Source organism: Comamonas testosteroni, from assembly GCF_030505195.1.
Taxonomy (GTDB): Bacteria; Pseudomonadota; Gammaproteobacteria; order Burkholderiales; family Burkholderiaceae_C; genus Comamonas; species Comamonas testosteroni_G.
On record NZ_CP129672.1, the window covers coordinates 420702 to 439700 of the forward strand.

The 18999-nt window shown below is 64.7% G+C and carries 16 protein-coding genes and 1 riboswitch; of the genes, 15 read left to right on the forward strand and 1 reads right to left on the reverse strand.

The features are described from left to right. The first annotated feature begins 144 nt into the window (after positions 1-144). The 11 genes from QYQ99_RS01825 (at position 145) to cobJ (ending at position 15006) form a co-directional block, all read left to right on the forward strand. Positions 145-2190, forward strand: coding sequence for a TonB-dependent receptor (locus QYQ99_RS01825; protein ID WP_302091166.1), 2046 nt, complete (start codon positions 145-147; stop codon positions 2188-2190). Then, positions 2190-3260 carry an ABC transporter substrate-binding protein gene (locus QYQ99_RS01830; protein WP_367882839.1) on the forward strand — a complete coding sequence of 357 codons (1071 nt, stop codon included), beginning with the start codon at positions 2190-2192 and terminating at the stop codon, positions 3258-3260. Before QYQ99_RS01825 ends, QYQ99_RS01830 begins: the two co-directional genes overlap by 1 nt. After that, the gene (locus QYQ99_RS01835) at positions 3257-4078 is read left to right on the forward strand and encodes a (2Fe-2S) ferredoxin domain-containing protein (RefSeq protein WP_302091168.1); all 822 of its coding nucleotides are present in this window, start codon (positions 3257-3259) and stop codon (positions 4076-4078) included. Before QYQ99_RS01830 ends, QYQ99_RS01835 begins: the two co-directional genes overlap by 4 nt. A 33-nt stretch (positions 4079-4111) precedes the next feature. Beyond that, the gene (cobW, locus tag QYQ99_RS01840; RefSeq protein WP_302091169.1) at positions 4112-5167 is read left to right on the forward strand and encodes a cobalamin biosynthesis protein CobW; all 1056 of its coding nucleotides are present in this window, start codon (positions 4112-4114) and stop codon (positions 5165-5167) included. A gap of 63 nt (positions 5168-5230) precedes the next feature. Beyond that, positions 5231-9067: a cobaltochelatase subunit CobN gene (gene cobN, locus QYQ99_RS01845; protein WP_302091170.1), complete on the forward strand. Its 3837-nt coding sequence runs from the start codon at positions 5231-5233 to the stop codon at positions 9065-9067. Then, the gene (locus QYQ99_RS01850) at positions 9064-10278 is read left to right on the forward strand and encodes an ATP-binding protein (protein WP_302091171.1); all 1215 of its coding nucleotides are present in this window, start codon (positions 9064-9066) and stop codon (positions 10276-10278) included. The genes cobN and QYQ99_RS01850 overlap by 4 nt, the downstream gene beginning before the upstream one ends. A gap of 77 nt (positions 10279-10355) precedes the next feature. After that, a complete protein-coding gene (locus QYQ99_RS01855; RefSeq protein ID WP_302091172.1) occupies positions 10356-10943 on the forward strand; it encodes a vWA domain-containing protein in 588 nt (195 codons plus the stop codon). 175 nt (positions 10944-11118) lie between these two features. Further along, positions 11119-11357, forward strand: a riboswitch (cobalamin riboswitch). A gap of 198 nt (positions 11358-11555) precedes the next feature. Continuing rightward, the gene (locus QYQ99_RS01860; protein ID WP_302091173.1) at positions 11556-12827 is read left to right on the forward strand and encodes a nitrite reductase; all 1272 of its coding nucleotides are present in this window, start codon (positions 11556-11558) and stop codon (positions 12825-12827) included. Further along, on the forward strand, positions 12811-13440 hold the full coding sequence (locus QYQ99_RS01865) for a precorrin-8X methylmutase (protein WP_302091174.1): 630 nt from the start codon (positions 12811-12813) through the stop codon (positions 13438-13440). The genes QYQ99_RS01860 and QYQ99_RS01865 overlap by 17 nt, the downstream gene beginning before the upstream one ends. A gap of 11 nt (positions 13441-13451) precedes the next feature. Continuing rightward, on the forward strand, positions 13452-14192 hold the full coding sequence (gene cobI, locus QYQ99_RS01870; protein WP_302091175.1) for a precorrin-2 C(20)-methyltransferase: 741 nt from the start codon (positions 13452-13454) through the stop codon (positions 14190-14192). A gap of 25 nt (positions 14193-14217) precedes the next feature. Continuing rightward, entirely contained in the window at positions 14218-15006 is a 789-nt protein-coding gene (gene cobJ / locus QYQ99_RS01875; RefSeq protein ID WP_302093088.1) for a precorrin-3B C(17)-methyltransferase, read from the forward strand. A gap of 31 nt (positions 15007-15037) precedes the next feature. Here cobJ and QYQ99_RS01880 read toward each other — a convergent pair whose 3' ends face one another. Beyond that, positions 15038-15793, reverse strand: coding sequence for a cobalt-precorrin-6A reductase (locus QYQ99_RS01880; RefSeq protein WP_437439059.1), 756 nt, complete (start codon positions 15791-15793; stop codon positions 15038-15040). On the opposite strand from QYQ99_RS01880, the gene cbiE reads away from it, so the two are divergent. From cbiE to cobF, 4 genes are read left to right on the forward strand one after another with little or no spacing between them, the layout of a single operon-like run. Further along, complete coding sequence (gene cbiE, locus QYQ99_RS01885) at positions 15786-16982, forward strand: precorrin-6y C5,15-methyltransferase (decarboxylating) subunit CbiE (protein WP_302091177.1); 1197 nt, start codon at positions 15786-15788, stop codon at positions 16980-16982. The two genes, QYQ99_RS01880 and cbiE, sit on opposite strands and share 8 nt — an antisense overlap. Next, positions 16979-17422, forward strand: coding sequence for a cobalamin biosynthesis protein (locus tag QYQ99_RS01890; protein ID WP_302091178.1), 444 nt, complete (start codon positions 16979-16981; stop codon positions 17420-17422). The genes cbiE and QYQ99_RS01890 overlap by 4 nt, the downstream gene beginning before the upstream one ends. Beyond that, positions 17419-18213, forward strand: a complete 795-nt coding sequence (gene cobM, locus QYQ99_RS01895) for a precorrin-4 C(11)-methyltransferase (RefSeq protein WP_302091179.1) — start codon at positions 17419-17421, stop codon at positions 18211-18213. The genes QYQ99_RS01890 and cobM overlap by 4 nt, the downstream gene beginning before the upstream one ends. Next, complete coding sequence (cobF, locus tag QYQ99_RS01900) at positions 18213-18971, forward strand: precorrin-6A synthase (deacetylating) (RefSeq protein ID WP_302091180.1); 759 nt, start codon at positions 18213-18215, stop codon at positions 18969-18971. The genes cobM and cobF overlap by 1 nt, the downstream gene beginning before the upstream one ends. Positions 18972-18999 lie beyond the last annotated feature (28 nt).

An 18999-nucleotide genomic window follows, 5' to 3' on the forward strand; every position in this document is an offset into this window, starting at 1 on the left:
ACCTGTCTGCGGCACAGCTATCCCTTCAGGCAGTTTCGGCCTCGTGATATGTGCTCTCATCCACAAACCTCTGCTGCTCTTCATTCCGTCCTCAACTCCAAGCCTCCGCTGCGCCATCTAGGTAGCACTGCACTCAAGCTGCTCTTGCTCTGCCCCGCCGTCGGCATGGCCCAGCAGTCGCTGCCCGAAGTCACAGTGCGGGAAAACCGCCTGCCCTTGCATGAGCTGCAGACCAGCCAGCCGTCAGTCACGGCCTCCCATGTGAACGTCCCCGTGCTGGATCTTCCGGCCAGCGTCAGCGGCGTGTCTTCGCTGCAGATCGACGAGCGTGCGGACTATCGGGTCTCCGACGCAGTCACGCGCACCGTGGGCCTGAGCACCTCGGGCACCCCCGGCAATGGCGGACTGTCTTTTTCAAGCCGCGGTTTCAATGGCGTGAACTCCATCGGCATTGCCGAGGACGGCATCATGCTGGGCGTGGCCTCGGGCACCGTCAACTATCCGGGCGACAGCTGGGGCTATGAGCGCATCGAAGTGCTGCGCGGCCCCGCATCGCTGATGTATGGCAGCGGCACCACAGGTGCCACCATGAATGCCATCCGCAAGCAGCCCAGCCGCGAGCGCTCCACCGAAGTGCTGCTGGGAGCAGGCAGCCACGGCAAGGCCTATGCCGGCATCGGCGCCAGTGGCGCACTGGGCGAGACCCTGAGTTACCGACTCGATGCCTATGGCGACCGCACCGACGGCGAGCGCGAGCTGGGCAAGGCCAGCAGCGGCAAGCTGATGAGCGCACTGCGCTGGACTCCACGCAGCGATCTGACCGTGGACCTGAGCGCCGACATCAGCCAGCAAAAGCCCGAGCGCTATTTCGGTTCGCCCGTGATCGGCGGACAGATCGTCAAGGAGCTGCGCAACAAGAACTACAACGTGCTCGATGCCATCGACCAGTTCAAGGATCAGCGCTTCCGTGCCAAGGCCCAGTGGCGTGCCAGCGACGCGCTGACGGTGCGCAACGAGCTCTATCACTTCAAGTCCGATCGCCACTGGAAGAATATCGAGGCCTACGACTACCAGCCTGCCACCGGCCAGGTGGGGCGATCCGACTATCTGGAAATCGGCCACGATGTGCAGCAGACGGGCAATCGCATGGGGCTGGACCTCAAGGCCGCCAACCACCAAATCGCCATGGGCTGGGACCTCTCCAACGCCCAGTTCACCAGCACCAGCAACTCTCCCTACACCGGTCAGTCCACGGTTTCGGCCTTCAACCCGCAGCATGGCTATTGGGACAGCCCCGCTGCCTATCTGCCGCGCACGAACTCCAGTCTCCGCCAAAATGCGCTGTATCTTGAAGATGCCTGGAAGATCAGCGAGCAATGGCTGTTGATGGCCGGCATGCGCCGCGACTGGTATGCCTTCTCGCGCACCAATATTCAGGACGGATCGGGCTTTGACAAGCCCCTGAACGGCACCTCCTGGCGCCTGGGCCTGACTCACAAGTTCGATGCGCTCAGCAGCGCCTATGTGCAGACCAGCACCGGCCATGACCCCGTCACCAGCCTTCTGGCGATTGCGCAGTCGCAAACCGGCTTCAGCCTCAGCCAGGGCCGCCAGGTCGAAGTCGGCTACAAGCAGCAACTGGCCGATGGACGTGGCGAATGGACCGTGGCGGCCTATCGCATCGTCAAGGACGACATCATCACCCGCGACCCCGATCGTCCGGCACTGTCGGTCCAGGGCGGCAAGCAGTCGTCCAAGGGGATTGAACTGACCGGCCTCATCCATGCCAGCAAGGCGCTGCGCTTCGAAGGCAATATTGCCTATGTGGATGCAAAGTTCGACCGTTTGCTCGAAGGCAACAAGGGCGTGGACCGTGCAGGCAACCGTCCCAGCAACGTGCCGCGCGTGACAGCCAACCTCTGGGGCCACTACCGCACCGGCCCGTGGCAGGCATCGCTGGGCATGCGCTATGTGGGCGACCGCTTTGGTGACAACGCCAACACCGTTCGCATGCCTTCCTATGTGGTGACCGACGCCGTGCTGAGCTGGGATATGAACCCGCACACAACGCTGCGCCTGGTGGGCCGCAACCTGACCAACCGTCTCTATGCCACCTATGCCTACAGCGGCAACCAGTGGCTGCTGGGACGCGGGCGCAGCGTGGAACTGTCCGCGCTGATGCGTTTCTGATGCTGCCCAGGCCTGCTGCCATGCAAGCTCTTGGCTTGAATCGACCCCGCGCCTCGGCGCTGCTGGTGGCATCGCTGCTGCTGGCCGGTTGCGGCAAAGCACCCGAGCCGCAGGCGGTTGCGGTACCGATGCGCCAGCATCAGCCAGCGCTGGAGTTGCCGGTGTGCGGGCAGACCGTGCGCTACGACAAGGTTCCCCAGCGCGCCGTCACCCATGACGTCAACATCACCGAGAGCTTTCTCTATCTGGGTCTGGGCCCGCGCCTGGTCGGCTACTCGGGCATTCCCTCCAGCAAGGAGATCAGCCCCCAGCTCAAGCCCTGGCTGCAGCGCCTGCCCGATCTTTCATCCCAGGGCATGAACCTGGAGGTATTGCTGGGCGCCGAAGCCGACTTTGTCTTTGGCGGCTGGAGCTATGGCTTTCGCCAAGGTGGCGTGACCCCGGAGCGCCTGGCCAGCCACGGGATCGCCTCCTATGTGCTGTCCGAATCCTGCATTCGCGTGCAAAAGCGCGAGCGCATCGCACTGGACGATGCATTGCTGGACATGGAGAACATCAGCCGCATCTTTGGCGTCCTCCCGCAGACCCTGCCACGCATAGACAAACTGCGGGCCTCCCAGGCACAGCTGCGCCAGCAGATGCAAGGCAATCGCACACTGCCGCGCGTCTTTGTATACGACAGCGGCCAGGAGATTCCCGTCACCGTTGGTCACTTCGGCATGCCGCAGGCCATGCTGGACGAAGCCGGTGCCAGCAACATCTTTGCAGACCTGAGCCAGAACTGGCAACGCGGCAACTGGGAAGACGTGATCGAGCGCGACCCCGAGTGGATCGTGATCATTGACTACGGCCAGCCCGATGCTCAGGGCAAGATCGACTTTTTGCTGCAAAAAAAGGAACTTGAGGTGGTTTCCGCCATTCGCAACCGCCGGTTCTTCGTGATGAGCTATGCCGAAGCCACACCCGGCCCGCGAAATATCGAAGCCGCACAGCGCCTGGCAGCCGCCTTGCACCCCGAGCGCAAGATCAGCGTCCAACGCGTGGAGTTCTCTGCAGGAGAGCTGCCGTGAACAAGCATCTCCCCACCTCCCAAGCGGCCGATCTAAAGCAGGCCGCAGCGCCTTCGCTGGCCATCATCCTGCTCAGCCGGGGCGGCGCCTATACCGCAGGCCTGACGGAGCTCAGCGATCTGGCCGCGCGGCTGGCGGCAGCCATGAGGGCCTCAGGCCAGCCTGTGCAGCAGGTGACCACGGCCTATGTGGACCGCGCCCAGCCCACGCTGAGCGAGGCACTGGACCTGTGTGCCGAGGCCCGCAGCATTCTGATCCTGCCCGTGATGGTGCCTGACGAAGCCTCGCTGCGCCGCTGGCTGCACAAGCTCATCATGCGCTGGCGTGCAGCACGTGATTCCTCACAGCCCTCTCCGCGTCTGGTATTTGGTCAACCGCTGCTGCAGCTACCCGGACTGACCGAGTTGCTGGCCCGGTCCGTGGAAGATGCACTGCGCCAGCCCGATGTGCCCGAGGTGCTGGGCGACGATCCATGGGAGCATGATCCCAAGGGCTGGTCGCTGGTGCCAGAGCACCGCCAGCATGTGCTGTGGTGCGTGGGCCCGCGCTGCGCGGCCAAGGGAGCGCTGCAGCTATGGCCCACGCTGACGCGAACGATACGTGAAACCCCGGGGCTGAAAAACCGGCTGCAGCCGCTGCAGACCGGCTGCCAGTACCCCTGCAACCATGGCCCGTTGATGATCGTCTACCCCGACGGCGTCTGGTACGGCCCCATGGATGCCGACAGCATAGTGACCACCCTCAAGGGCCATGTGCTGCATGACCGCGTCAACGCGGAGCGCCATGTCCACGGACCAGTCACCTTGAAGCGCCCCTGATTTCTCTTGCTTTCATCTACCGGAGATAGATCCATGCAAACCACCAAGATCCCCGCCACCATCGTCACCGGCTTTCTCGGCAGCGGCAAGACCACGCTGATGCGCCATATCCTCGAGCAGGCCAAGGGTCTGCGAGTGGCGGTCATCGTCAACGAGTTCGGCGAACTGGGCATTGACGGCGAAATCCTCAAGACCTGTGCCATAGGTTGCAAGGAAGAAGGCGGCGCGGATGCGCAGTCGGGCCAGATCTACGAGCTGGCCAACGGCTGCATGTGCTGCACCGTGCAGGAAGAGTTCTTCCCCGTCATGAAGGCCCTGGCCGAGCGCCGCGCCGACATCGATGTGCTGCTGATCGAAACCAGTGGCCTGGCCTTGCCCAAGCCCCTGGTCCAGGCCTTCCAGTGGCCCGATATTGCCAATGTCTTCACCGTCGATTCCGTAGTCACCGTGGTCGACACGCCCGCTGCGGCCGCCGGCCAGTTCGCCCACGACCCGCATGCAGTCGATGAACAGCGTCAGGCCGACCCCAATCTGGACCACGACGCCAGCCTGCATGAGCTGTTCGAGGATCAGCTCTCGGCCGCCGATCTGGTGGTGCTGTCCAAGGCCGATCTGGTCACGGCCGAACAACTCGGCCAGGTGCGTGCCCTGGTGGCAGAAGAAATACCTGCCAGTGTGAAGATGATCGAAGCCGTTCAGGGCCAGGTGCCCCTGAACGTGCTGCTGGGCCAGCATCGCGCCGCGGAGCAGTCGATCGACGACAAGCACAGCCACCACGACCATGACGAAGACCATGACCACGATGCCTTCGACTCACTGCACCTCGACCTGGGTGCCGTGGACCGCGAGCGCCTGATGCAGGCCTTGCAGTCCATCGTGGAGCAACATGGCGTGCTGCGCGTCAAGGGCTTTGCCGCTCTGCCGGGCAAGAAGATGCGTCTGCTGGTGCAGGGCGTGGGCCGCCGTTTTGATGCCTATTTCGACCGTGCCTGGGCCGACGGCGAAGCTGCGGCCACGCGCCTGGTGTTCATCGGCAAGCAACTGGACGCCGCCGTGCTGCGTCAGGCCTTGCTGGGCGCACAGGCATAAAGAACAAGCAAAATCAGCCCCAATCGCTTTACTGGCAAGCGGATAAAGCTATCTTTTTGAATCATGCACCTGCTCAGCACCCGCCCTGGCGGCTTTGTCGAAGACGACAGCATCATCACCCGTCTGGACCAGACGCCTGCCGACATGGTGGTGCTCAGCTCTGCCGACACCACGCTGTCGCTGCTGGCCGATGCCTACCGGATGTGGCTGCAGTCCGAGCCCCAGACCACTGGTCCCGTGCCCACGCTGCGGCTGGCCAACCTGCTGCATCTGCGCCAGAGCGCCTCGCTCGATCTGTATATCGACGAGGTGCTGCAGCATGCCAGGCTGGTCATCGTCGACCATCTGGGGGCAGAATCCACCTGGCCCTATGGCATCGAGCAGCTGCAAAAGCTGGCGCGCCGCAAGGGCCAGAAACTGGTCATGTTCTCGGGCGACAACCAGGAAGACCTGGAGCTGCTGGCCAAAGGAACGCTGGCACCCGAGCAAAGCCGGGCGCTGTGGCAATATCTGCGCGCCGGCGGCCTGGGCAATGCCCGCGAGTTCCTGCGCATGGCTGCTGCCTGGGGCCTCAACCAGGGCAGCGAGGGAGCGCCAGTGCGGGTGCTCCCTCCCGTGGCAGTGCATGTGCCTCAAAGCTGGCTGGCTGACAATGCTGGGCATCTTGCGGGCCTCGACGACCTGCAGGCACGCTGGACCCCCGGAGCACCCGTGGCCATGCTGGTGTTCTACCGCTCGCACCTGCTGGCGGCCAATACCGAGGCCTTCGATGCCATGGCCGAGGCCCTGCTCGCGCGCGGCCTGAACCCGCTGCCGCTGGCCCTGGAGTCGCTCAAGGACGGGCTGTGCCTGCAGACGCTGCGCTCCCTGTGCATCACCCACCAAGTGCAGATCATTCTCAACACCACGGCGTTTGCGGCCCTCGGAGAACATGCGCGCACCGGCGAGGCGGCAGATGCGCTGGCGGGCGACATCCCGGTGTTGCAGGTGATTGCCAGCGGCAGCAACCGCGAAGACTGGCTGGCCGACAGCCAGGGCCTGCGCCCACGCGACATTGCCATGCAGGTGGTACTGCCCGAGATGGACGGCCGCATCATGACGCGCGCCATGAGCTTCAAGGGCCTGGCCCATCGCTGCGAGCTGACGCAGACCGATGTGATCAGCTACCAGGCCGAGCCCGACCGCGTCGCCTGGATTGCCGAGCTGGCCTGGCGCTGGTGCCGGCTACGCAGCAAGCCTGCGGCTCAGAAGAAAGCCGCGCTGATACTGGCCAACTACCCGGGCAGCGAGGCACGCATGGGCAGCGGCGTGGGCCTAGATACGCCGGAATCCGTCATCGCCCTGCTGGATCAGTTGGCACGTGACGGCTGGCAGTTGGGGGACGCTGCCGCGCGGCCCGACTGCGGCCTGGCACTGATGGAACGGCTGCAGCAAGGCATTGCCAATGACCCAAAAAAATGGCCGCTGCGCCCTGCAAGCCAGGGCTATTCGCTGCAGGCCTATCAACAGCGCTTGGCACAGTTGCCCAGCGATATGGCCCAGACCATAGCCGAGCGCTGGGGTGCGCCCGAGCAAGACCCCATGCTGCGCGATGGCTGGTTCATGATTGCCGGCCTGCAGCTGGGCCATGTCTTCGTGGGCATACAGCCCGCGCGCGCGCTCGACGGGCGCAATGACTACGCGAGCTATCACGACGCCGAGCTGGTGCCGCCCCATCACTATCTGGCGTTCTACTTCTGGCTGCGCGATGTGTTCGGCGTGGACGCCATGGTCCATGTGGGCAAGCATGGCAATCTGGAATGGCTGCCAGGCAAGAGCCTTGCGCTGTCGCAGCAATGCTGGCCCGATGCCATTCTCGGCCCGCTGCCGCATGTCTATCCCTTCATCGTCAACGACCCCGGCGAAGGGGCGCAGGCAAAGCGCCGCAGCCAGGCCGTCATCATCGACCATCTGATGCCGCCGCTCACGCGCGCCGAAAACCACGGCCCCATGCAGGAGCTGGAACGCCTGGTGGACGAATACTACGAAGCCCTGCTGGTCGACCTGCGCCGCTCAAGCCTGCTGCGCAAACAGATTCTGGACTGCGCCAGACAGCAGGATCTGCTGCGCGAGCTAGGCCTTGAAGCTGCGGGCGCGCAACCCGATGCCGACGAGCAGTTGCTGGAACGCATCGATGCCTATCTGTGCGAACTCAAGGAAACCCAGATCCGCGACGGTCTGCATATCTTCGGCCGCTCGCCACAGGGCCAACTGCGCGAGTCCACCCTGCTCTCGCTGGCGCGCTATCCGGGCAGTGGCGACGACGAGCAGGGCCTGCTCAACGCGCTGACCGCCGACCTGCTGCCGGAGATGGACTGGAACCCGCTGGATATGGATGCCGCCGCCCCCTGGAACGGCCCACGCCCGGCCGCGCTGCAGCAGCAGGATGCCGGTGCCTGGCGCCATGGCGGCGACACGCGCGAGCGACTAGAGCTGCTGGGCCTGCAGGTCATTGCCCGGCCCGATCTGGCCCGCGACTGGCCGCACACACTACGAGTGCTGACGCGCATAGAGCAGCAGATTGCTCCGTCACTGGATGCCTGCGGCCCCCAGGAGCTGCTGCAGTTCTCGCGCGCGCTGCAAGGACGCTTCGTACCACCCGGGCCCAGCGGCTCGCCCTCGCGCGGGCGCTGCGACACCCTGCCTACGGGGCGCAACTTCTATACCGTGGACACCCGCGCCATCCCCACCCAGACCGCCTGGGCGCTGGGGCAGCAGTCCGCGCAGCGCCTTCTGGAGCGCTATCTGCAGGAGCATGGCGAATATCCGCAGGCCATCGGTCTTTCCGTCTGGGGAACGGCCACCATGCGTACCGGCGGTGACGATATCGCCCAGGCCTTTGCCCTGATAGGAGTTCGGCCCAAATGGGCGGCCGGCAGCCAGCGCGTGACCGACTTTGAAGTCATTCCCGCCGTGGGGCTGCGTCGCCCGCGCGTCGACGTGACGCTGCGCATCAGCGGCTTTTTCCGCGATGCCTTCCCCAATGTCGTGCAGATGTTCGATGCCGCAGTGCGTGCAGTAGCCGAGCTCGATGAGGACGCCGAGGACAACCCCATCCGCGCCCGCGTGCTGCGTGATACACAGGCTGCCATGGATCAGGGCCTGAGCGCTGACGCGGCCCGCGAACAGGCGCTGTGGCGCGTTTTCGGCGCGCCGACCGGCAGCTACGGCGCCAGCATGCATGAGATGCTGCGCACCGGCCAGTGGACCGATGCGGGCGACTTTGCACGCCACTATCTGCACTGGGGTGCCTATGCCTACGGCCAGCAGGCCAATGGTGTGCCGGCCCGCGCCGCGCTGGAGCGGCGTCTGCAGGCACTCGATGTGGTGCTGCAGAACCAGGACAGCCGAGAGCATGACCTGCTGGACTCCAGCGAGTACTACCAGCATCAGGGCGGCATGGTGGCGGCCGTGCGCCATCTGGGCGGCGGTGAGCCTGCCATCTATCATGGCGACCATGGCAATCCTCAGTCTGCCAAGATTCGCTCCCTGGCCGAGGAGATCGGCCGCGTGGTGCGCGCCCGTGTCACCAACCCCAAGTGGATTGCGGGCGCCATGCGCCACGGCTACAAGGGCGCATTCGAGATGGCGGCCACGGTGGACTATCTGTTCGGCTTCGATGCCACCACCGCGTTGGTCTCGGACCAGCATTACGCCATGGTCACCCAGGCCTATGTCGAAGACGAGAACGTGCGCCAGTTTCTGCGCCAGCACAATCCACAAGCGCTGGGCGATATCGTCTCGCGCCTGCTGGAAGCCATAGACCGCGGCATGTGGGAGCAGCCTGGCGAACATCACCAGAGCCTGCTAGCCCAGATGCTGGAGCACGAAGAATTCATGGAAGGACAGGTTTCCCAATGAGCCCCAAGCACGACACGCCCCCGGTATTTCCGCTCTCGGCCATACAGGGACAGCCCGCTCTCATACAGGCCCTGCTGCTGGCCGCGATCGAGCCGCAACTGGGCGGCGTGCTGATCCGGGGGCCGCGCGGCACCGCCAAGTCCACGGCCGCACGCGCGCTCGCGGACCTGCTGGCGCCTGCGCCCTTCGTCACCCTGCCGCTGGGCGCAGCCATCGAGCATGTGACCGGCAGCCTGGACCTGTCCAAAGCTCTGGCGGGCCATGAAGTGGCTTTCGCGCCAGGCCTGATCGCCAAGGCACACAAAGGGGTTCTCTATGTCGATGAGATCAATCTGCTGCCCGATGCCATCGTCGATGTGCTGCTTGATGTGGCTGCGTCCGGCATCAATCGCATAGAGCGCGACGGTATATCGCACAGCCATGCCGCACGCTTTGTGCTGGTCGGCACCATGAACCCCGAGGAAGGCATGCTGCGCCCGCAGTTGCTGGACCGTCTGGGCCTGTGTGTGCAATTGGACAATGCCCAGGACCCGCAGCTGCGCAGCAGCATCGTCAAGGCCAGACTGCGCTTTGACCTGGACCCCCAGGGCTTTGTGCAGTCCCATGCGGCCCTACAGCAGGAGATTCATCAACAACTGGCGCAGGCCCGCAGCCGTTGCCGCAATCCCTCGGAGCTGGCATGGAGCGATGCCGTCCACGAGGCCGTGGCCCTGCAGTGCATTGCCGCCCAGGTCGACGGGCTGCGCGCCGACCTGGTCATGCTGCGTGCTGCACGCGCCCTGGCAGCCTGGCAAGGCAGTCACAGCATCACGCCAGCCCATGTGGCCGAAGTCGCGCCACTGGTGCTGCAGCATCGCACCAGCCAGTCACACCCGGACAGCGCCAGCCAGCTGCGACAGCCTCCCCCAGCCACGCCTTCCGCCCAGCCGCCAGCAACGCCTGCCACACCGTCGGGGACGGGCAGCGCAGGCCGCACAGAGCCTGATACCCAGGCGCCAGCCTCTCATTCACCGGCCACCCGCGAGCCCGCTGCCACGAGATCTTTGCCTCAAGATGCTGCCACGGGCCTCGAGCAGCCGCCTGCCGGCTGGGGTCAAGCTCAAGCCGTGAACAGCGTCGCATTTGAGGCTCAACAGGCCGACGCCATGGCACAGGCAGCCCTGGAGGCCCTGGCCGCAAAAAAAGCCCGAGCCTCCGGTCCGCTGCGCTGAGCGCTGGCCGGGGGCAAGTCGGCTCCGAAAACCATGGCCTCGCCCTGGCCAGCCATGCTGCACCCAGCATCCACAGAATGCCAGGGGCGAGCATTGACTGGGCTGCCACCCTTCGCCAGCGCCAGGGGCTGCCGCTGGCCCCCGCACATCTGCGCTGGCGCCAGCCCGAGGGAGCGGTGCGCAGGCAACACCTGTTCCTGCTGGACTGCTCGGCCTCGATGGTGGAGAGCGGCGCGTTCGCCCAGGCAAAGGGCCTGTTGCTTCAGTGGCTGCGCCAGGCCTATCTGCAGCGCGAATCCGTGGCCCTGCTGTGCTTCGGCGCAGGCCGGCTGCACTGGCTGCTGGAGCCCACGCGGGCACCACGCTGGAATGCCAATCTGATCGAGCCGCTGCGCGGTGGTGGCAGCACGCCGCTGGCCCTAGCCCTGGAGTCAGGCTGGCAGATGGCAGCCAGATACTCCCGGCAACCATCCTGCCTGTGGCTGCTCAGCGACGTCCGCAGCCCCGATGTGCTGCAGCTGGAGCGCGGCCCCATTCCTACGGTGGCACAGATTCTGGTGGACTGTGAAACCGCTGCGGGCCAGAACAAACGTCTGTTTGGCGGTGCCGAGCGGCTGGCAAAGGCCTGGCCGGATACTATTCGACTGCCGCTGAAATTTCCCTAATAGAGGACCTCCATCACTTAACAGGAAAGCGTTAATAGCTATCTATTTTGATAGTCACCTGACAGGGCATCACGCCGGCTCGCAGGTCCACCTAATCGATATCCGGTCGCGGCACAGGCGGTAGGAATGCAGCTGCCAGGCCGATGAATTGAGCCGAGTGCACCAGGTTATCGCGTAAGATCGCGCCACCACAGGTGCCTCATGGCGTGCTCTGCGCGCGGAGGTGAAACGAGAAGCAGGTGGATGGAATCCCCATCAATCCTGCACTGCACCCGCAACGGTAATCAGAGATATGGCGATGCATGCTCTGGCCCACGGCCATGGCTGCCACTGCGAAAGCGGGAAGGCGCATCGACATGCCACCCTCAGGTGGGCTCTGTAAGTCCGGAGACCGGCCTGATGTGTACAAGGCGCAGCGGGATTGCATGTGGCTTGTGATATGCCGGCACCTGCGTGCGGCTCATCACCTCTTCATTTCCCTCTGCACATTTCGTTTGTCTGGCCCGGGTATCGGCCAAACCGACCGTGGATGACCTATGTTGCATGGAATTTGCCAGTCAGATTTGTCTCAGCGGGCCGGCCGTACCCTGGCCTCGTCGCCTGGAGCAGCGCTTGTACAGCCCTGAGCCCATCCAGATTCGCGGCTGGTGCCCCAGCACCTGGAAGCCCATGCAGGCGCAGGACGGCTGGATCGTTCGCGTGCGCCCTCGCTGCGCGTCTCTCAGCGCCGCTCAGTGGCTGGTACTGGCCGAGCTCTCACGCGCTCATGCCTCGGGGCAGATCGAGCTGACCCGCCTTGGCAATCTGCAATTGCGCGGCGTGCGCGAATCGGCCCTGCCTGCCCTGCGCGCAGCGCTCGTTGCATCCAGACTGGCCCCTGCCGACAAACAGACAGATCTGGCTCCTGCCGTGCATTGCACGCCTTTCTACGCCAGAGGAGATCGCACCCATGCGCTGGCTCTGGCGCTTTCCCTGGCAGCGGCGCGTGACCTGAGTCCCCTGACCCTGCAGCAGCAGGACATGCCGGCCCTGCCCGGAAAATTCGACATGCTGGTCGACGATCCGCAGTGCCACCTCCAAAGCCTGAGCTCCGACCTTCAGCTCTGGGCCTGCGTCGATGGCCGCTATGGGCTTGCGCTAGGCCAGTCAGCAGACTGGTACGGTTTTGAGAGCGCACCGGCGGCTGTCCAGGCCGCCATACGGATTGCCCTGTGGTTTGCCCGAGAGCGCAGCGCGCAGGCGGCAGGCCGATTGCGCGCCCTTGCAACGTCGATCGACCTTCAGGCATGCGGGCTCGCCAGGGCCAGTCACCACCTTGAGCCCCGCGCTCCGGACAATACCGCTTCCAGGCCGTTGCGGCCCGGGGCACTCAACCCTCACGGCCTGCTGCTGGGTGCCCCGCTGGGGCGCCTGGACGCATGGGCCATACAGAAGCTGGCGGCTCTCATACCCGAACAGGCGGAGATCCGGGTCACGCCCTGGAAATCTTTGCTTCTGCCGAAAAAGCACCTGGATTCACTGCCTGCCCGGCTGGATGCCAAGGACTGGATCAGCCAGCCCACAGATGTGCGCCTGCGGGTCTCGGCCTGCACCGGCGCTCCCAACTGCCCTCAGGCCCATATCCCGGCCCAGCCCATGGCCTTGCAATTCGCCAGCTCACAGGCGGCGGACCGGCATCTTCACATCAGCGGCTGCGCCAAGCTCTGTGCCCTGCCTGCCGGTGCAACAAATGTGGTGTTTGCCAGCCAGGACACAGCGGGCCAGATATGGCTGCACGCCAGCCCCGCGGAGGCGCAACCGTCGGTCCGGGCATCCATTCCCTATCGGCCTCTGAACTCCGATCCTCACGAGATACAGCAACAACTCAATGACCTACAACTATGAAAAGTGCGGTGAAGAGATTTACCGGCAATCGTTCAGCATCATCCGCCGTGAGGCCGATCTCAAGCGCTTCAACCCCGTGGAAGAGCGGGTCGCCTGCCGCATGATTCACGCAGCCGGCATGGTGGAGCTGGCCTCACATATCCATTTTTCCCCGACCTTTGCCGAAGCAGCGGAAGCCGCGCTGCAGCGCGGAGCACCCGTGCTCTGCGATGCACGCATGGTCAGCGAGGGCATCACGCGCAAGCGCCTGTCGGCTCAGAACCCCATCATCTGCACCCTGCAGGACCCTCGTGTACCGGCGCTGGCCGCCGACATGGGCAACACCCGCAGCGCCGCAGCACTGGAGCTGTGGCGCGAGCATCTGGACGGCGCCGTGGTCGCCATCGGCAATGCGCCGACGGCCCTGTTTCATCTGCTCCATATGCTGCAGGATCCGGGCTGTCCGCGCCCGGCCGCCATCGTCGGCTGCCCGGTCGGCTTTGTGGGAGCAGCGGAGTCCAAGGACGCACTGCGCGAATGGGGACAGATTCCGTTTGCCATCGTGCAAGGTCGCCTCGGCGGCTCCGCCATCACGGTTGCCGCCATCAACGCGCTGGCAACCACGGTGGAGTAGGAAGAGTCACCATGAATCACGGAAAAATCTTCTGCGTGGGACTGGGTCCCGGCGATCCCGACATGATGAGCGTGAAGGCCGACCGCCTGCTGAGAAACGCCCGTCATGTAGCCTACTTCCGCAAGCGCGGTCACCCGGGCAAGGCACGGCAACTGGTCAACGGCCTGCTGCATGCCGAGGTCACGGAGTACCCGATGGAGTACCCGCTGACCACGGAAATTCCGCACGACGATCCGCGCTACATCGCCCAACTGTCCAGTTTCTATCAGGACTGGCAGGCCCGGTTGACGCAGCTCACGCGCAGCGAGGATGTGATCGTGCTCTGCGAAGGCGATCCATTCTTCTACGGCTCCTTCATGCACCTCTATGTGCGTCTGCGCCAGGCGGGACAGGTGACGGTGGAGGTGCTGCCCGGCATACCCGGCATGGTGGGCTGCTGGCATGCCACCGGCATTCCCATGACCTGGGGTGACGATGTGATGAGCGTGCTGCCCGCAACCCTGCCCGATACGCCGCTGCGTGAGCATATGGCGCGCTCGGACGCGCTGGTCATCATGAAGGTGGGACGGCATCTGGGCCGCATCCGTGCGCTGCTGATCGAGCAAGGAAAGCTGGACCGTGCCTGGCTCGTCATCAACGGCACCATGAGCGACCAGCAGGTCATGCCGCTGAGCGAAGCGCCCGAGCGCTGCCCCTATTTCGCCATCATCGTCGTGCACGGCCAAGGTCGCCGCCCGGCAAACGACATGTGAATGCGCTGCCATGAGCACGACCACAATGCCTCCACAACTTTTGGTGCTGGGTCTGGGCCCGGGCGATGATGCCTTGCTGACCCAGCAGGTGCGCGACAGCATTGCCAGCGCCAGCGATGCATTCGGCTACTTTCCCTATGTGGCGCGGCTGCAAGGCCTGGGGCATCTGCAGCTGCACGCCAGCGACAACCGCGAGGAACTCGATCGCGCACGCACCGCCTTGAATCTTGCAGCCCAAGGCCGCAAGGTGCTGATGCTCTCGTCGGGCGACCCAGGCGTGTTCGCCATGGCCAGTGCCGTGTTCGAGACGCTGGAGCAGGCCAGCCCCGAGGAGCAAGCCCGCTGGCAGGGTGTGGACGTGCAGGTGCAGCCGGGTATCACCGCCATGCTGGCAGCGGCAGCCCGCCTGGGCGCCCCCTTGGGGCATGACTTCTGCACCATCAATCTGTCCGACAACCTCAAACCCGCCAGCATCATCGAGCGCCGCATCCGTCTGGCCGCCCAGGCCGATTTCGCCATGGCGTTCTACAACCCCTGCTCCCGATCACGCCCGCATGGCTTTTCCCGAGCACTGCAAGTGCTTCAGCAGGAATGCGAGCCCGAGCGCCTGATCTGCTTTGCCCGCAACGTCAGCCGGCCCGACGAGACGCTGCTGGTCGTGCGGCTGCTGGAAGCACGCGCCGACATGGCCGATATGCGCACAGTGGTGATTGTGGGCAACAGCCAGACCCGGCAGGTGGGCAGGCATGTCTATACCCCGCGCAGCTATGAGGCCTGCAGCAGCGCACCCTCCGCTATGACAGACCATGCCTGAGCGCGCGCAAGGCCTTGCCGGGACCAAGCGTTCAACGGCACTGCTGTCGCAGCCACTCCATAGCCTGCTGAGGGCTCTGGCACTGGACACGCTGCGTCAGCACCGGTCTGTCGACCATGATGACGGCGATGCCCAGTTGGCGCGCGGCCTCGATCTTGGCATAGGTATCCGCGCCACCGGCGTTCTTGCTGACGATGCAGTCGATACGGTACTGCCGCAGCAGCGCCAGTTCATCGGCAAGTTGAAACGGACCGCGCGCAACGATCAGCTCATAGCTGTATGCCGGCAGGGGCAAGGCGCCGCCGTCCTGGTCGACGACGCGCAGCACAAACTGGTGCTCGTCGGCAAGGCCCGCGAACGCCGCCAGTTGCTTGCGTCCAATGGCCAGAAACACTCGCTTGAGCATAGGACTGAGGAGCTTGGCGGCCGCCGCCATATCCGGCACATGCTGCCATTGATCGCCGGGCCGGGACTGCCACGCTGGCCGCTCCATGGACAGCAAGGGCAGATCCAGTCGGGCGCAGGCCGCGATGGCATTGGCACTCATCTGTGCCGCGAACGGGTGGGTGGCGTCGATGACATGGGTAATGTGATGCGCACTCAGGTAATCGACCAGCCCCTGCACGCCGCCAAAGCCGCCCACACGCATCGGCAAGGCCGGAGTACGGCGCGTCTGGGTGGCACCGGCATAGGAATAGATGGCTTGCACCCCGGCCTCATGCAGCAGCGTGGACAACATATAGGCATCGAAAGTGCCGCCTAACAGGAGAACTTGGGTCATGGCCAATCCGTGGCTTTCAATTATCGGAATCCATCCGTCAGGGCTGGAAGGCCTGAGCCCCGCAGCGCGACGAGCCCTAGATGATGCCAGTGTTGTGTTCGGCAGTCCGCGTCATCTGGCGCTGGCGCAAGCAGGAGCGCGTGGCAGAGCCTGGCCGATCCCCTTCAGCGTCGAGCCCGTGCTGCAACTGCGCGGACAGCAAGGCGTGGCCGTGCTGGTGTCCGGCGATCCGTTTCACTTCGGTGCCGGTGCATCGCTGGCCAGGCACCTGGAGCCGGGCGAATGGCGCAATTACCCTCAACCCTCGACATTTTCCTGGGTTGCAGGCGAGCTGGGCTGGTCACAGGAGCGTACCCATTGCCTGGGCCTGCATGCCCGCAGCCTGAGCAGCCTGACGCCTCTGCTGGCGCCTCAAGAGCGCTTTATCTGCCTGTTGCGTGATGGCCCGGCCGCTCACACTCTGGCTCAATGGCTGCAGCAACAGGGCTGGGGCGACAGCCCGCTGTGGCTGGTGGAGCAGGCAGGCAGCAACCAGCAGAACGTACGCAGCGGCACGGCGCGCGAGCTGGCCGCCCTGTTGGCAACCCAGCCGGCCAAGGCCCCTGTGACTGCGGCTTTCGAAGCGCGCGGCGAAAAAGGTTTGTCCAGGGTACCAGGCAGGCCCGTCAGTGAGTTTGCACATGACGGGCAGATCACCAAAAGCCCGGTGCGGGCCATGACGCTGGCCGCGCTGGCACCGCGCCAAGGCGAGTGGCTCTGGGACCTGGGTGCGGGCTCGGGCTCGGTCGCCGTCGAGTGGTGTCTGGCTGGCGGCCAGGCCATCTGCGTGGAGCAGCACGCCGCGCGTGCGGCCAATATTGCGCAGAACGCACAGCACTATGCGGCAGCGCTTGAAGTGGTTCATGACCACGCCCTGGCAGCCCTGCCCCGTCTGCAGCCAGAGCCGCAGGCCGTCTTTGTCGGCGGCGGCTTTAGCGCCGAGCTGTTCAATGCCCTGCGCATGCGTCTTTCCGAGCCTTGGCGGCTGGTGGTGAATGCTGTGGCGCTGCACACCCAGGCACTGCTGCTGGAGTTGCACCGCACGCATGGCGGCCAGCTGTATCAGCTGCAATGGAGCGAAGCACAGAGCCTGGGCAGCATGCATTCCTGGTCCCCGGCCCGCCCTCTGGTGCAGTGGGTTTGGAGCAGCCAATGAGATATTTGTTCGCAGGCTGGGGCTTTCAAGCCGGTGCCTTGCCTCAATCATTTGAAAGCTGCTGGACCCAGGCCTGCCAGAGACTCGAGAGCGGGGATTCCACGCCCTGTCACTGGACCTTTGCCCTGCTGAGCACCAGAAGCCAGACCTCAGCGGCGCGCGCCTTACAGGATTGGGCAAGCCGGATTCCGGGTCATATCGACTGGAAGACCTGTGCCGAAAGCGCGATTGCGCATATCGCCACACCATCCCATTCCGCAAGATTGCAGCAGCGCTTTGCCACGGGCAGCGTTTCAGAAGCTCTCGCCTTGCAAGCCGGTGCCGGTCTGACCCATAGCCGGCTGCTGGTGCTGCGCACCGTTTCGGCAGACCGACGTGCGACGCTGGCGATTGCCGGCTTGCCGCTGCCCACACCCTTTATCCCTGGAGTTTTGCCTTGACCGTTCATTTCATCGGAGCCGGCCCCGGTGCGGCCGACCTCATCACCGTTCGCGGGCGTGATCTGCTGGCTGCCTCGCCTGTGTGTCTGTACGCAGGCTCGCTGGTACCCAGCGAGTTGCTGGCGCACTGCCCTGCAGGTGCCCGTCTCGTCAACACCGCCCCCATGTCGCTGCAAGACATCGTGGCAGAAATCCAGAGCGCACATGAGCAAGGGCTGGATGTTGCCCGTCTGCATTCCGGTGACCTGAGCATCTGGTCTGCCATGGGTGAGCAGCTGCGCGCCCTGCGCGAACTGGACATCCCCTACACCGTCACACCCGGCGTCCCCGCTTTCAGTGCCGCCGCCGCCGCTCTGGAGGCCGAGCTGACTTTGCCTGGCTCCTGCCAATCGGTGGTGCTGACACGTACCTCGGGCCGTGCATCGAGCATGCCCGACGGCGAAACCCTGGCCGCCTTCGCGGCGACCGGCGCCGTACTGGCCATTCATCTGTCGGTCCATGTGGCCGAGCAGGTGCAGCAGGAACTCACCAGCCATTACGGCCCGGATTGCCCTGCAGCCATTGTCTGGCGCGCCTCATGGCCGGACGAGCAACTGCTGCGCACCCGCGTGGGAGATATCGCCAGCACAGCCCAATCCAATCCGCTGCAGCGCAGCGCACTGATTCTGGTCGGGGCCACGCTGAGCCAGCAGGATTTCGGCAGCAGCCGGCTCTACGCCAATGACTACGACCGTCGCTACCGGCCGCGCGGTGAAGAACCGCGTTTTCCTTGCGGAACCGAGGGCGCCTGATGTTGGAGCTGTTCCTGATCGGCATCGGCACCGGCAACCCCGATCACCTCACCCGGGAAGCCGAGAAAGCGATTCGCAGCGCCGACCTGGTTCTGCTGCCGCACAAGGAGGACAGCAAGGCCGAGCTGGCCCAGATTCGCCTGTCGCTGCTGCAAAGCCTGGCCGTGGACGAAAGCCGAATTGCTCACTTCGACATGCCGCAACGCCGCCAGCAGGGATCGGACTACGACCAGCAGGTGGATGAGTGGCATGACGCCATTGCCCGGCGCTGGCAAGCCAGTCTTCAGGGCCATCTACCTTCCCGCTCGGGGCGCGTGGCCCTGCTAGTCTGGGGCGACCCTGCCCTCTACGACAGCACGCTGCGCATTGCCTCGCGTCTGGGCCTGGCCCACGAGCAGGTACGCGTCGTGCCTGGCATCACATCCATGCAGGTGCTGTGCAGTGCCCACGGCATTGCCCTCAATGAAATCGGCGAGCCCTTTCTGATCACCACTGGCCGCCAACTGCGCGAAAACGGCTGGCCATCCGGGGTGAACACCCTGATCGTGATGCTGGATGGCCAACGCAGCTATGAACAGCTGAAAGACACCGATATCGACATCTACTGGGGTGCCTATCTGGGGATGCCCCAGCAATTGCTCATGCATGGCCGGCTTTGCAACATCGCGCCAGACATCACCAGCACACGCGCCCAGGCCCGCGAGCAAAATGGCTGGATCATGGATATCTACCTGCTGCGCAGGGTCGCGGCACCCTGACCCTGGGTTGCCAAGGCGCATCCGTCGC

Coding starts and splice junctions, on each gene's coding strand:
- QYQ99_RS01830 (WP_367882839.1), top strand. CDS start 2,190: ATGCTGCCCAGGCCTGCTGCCATGCAAGCTCTTGGCTTGAATCGACCC.
- cobW (WP_302091169.1), top strand. CDS start 4,112: ATGCAAACCACCAAGATCCCCGCCACCATCGTCACCGGCTTTCTCGGC.
- cobN (WP_302091170.1), top strand. CDS start 5,231: ATGCACCTGCTCAGCACCCGCCCTGGCGGCTTTGTCGAAGACGACAGC.
- QYQ99_RS01850 (WP_302091171.1), top strand. CDS start 9,064: ATGAGCCCCAAGCACGACACGCCCCCGGTATTTCCGCTCTCGGCCATA.
- QYQ99_RS01855 (WP_302091172.1), top strand. CDS start 10,356: ATGCCAGGGGCGAGCATTGACTGGGCTGCCACCCTTCGCCAGCGCCAG.
- QYQ99_RS01865 (WP_302091174.1), top strand. CDS start 12,811: ATGACCTACAACTATGAAAAGTGCGGTGAAGAGATTTACCGGCAATCG.
- cobI (WP_302091175.1), top strand. CDS start 13,452: ATGAATCACGGAAAAATCTTCTGCGTGGGACTGGGTCCCGGCGATCCC.
- cobJ (WP_302093088.1), top strand. CDS start 14,218: ATGCCTCCACAACTTTTGGTGCTGGGTCTGGGCCCGGGCGATGATGCC.
- cbiE (WP_302091177.1), top strand. CDS start 15,786: ATGGCCAATCCGTGGCTTTCAATTATCGGAATCCATCCGTCAGGGCTG.
- QYQ99_RS01890 (WP_302091178.1), top strand. CDS start 16,979: ATGAGATATTTGTTCGCAGGCTGGGGCTTTCAAGCCGGTGCCTTGCCT.
- cobF (WP_302091180.1), top strand. CDS start 18,213: ATGTTGGAGCTGTTCCTGATCGGCATCGGCACCGGCAACCCCGATCAC.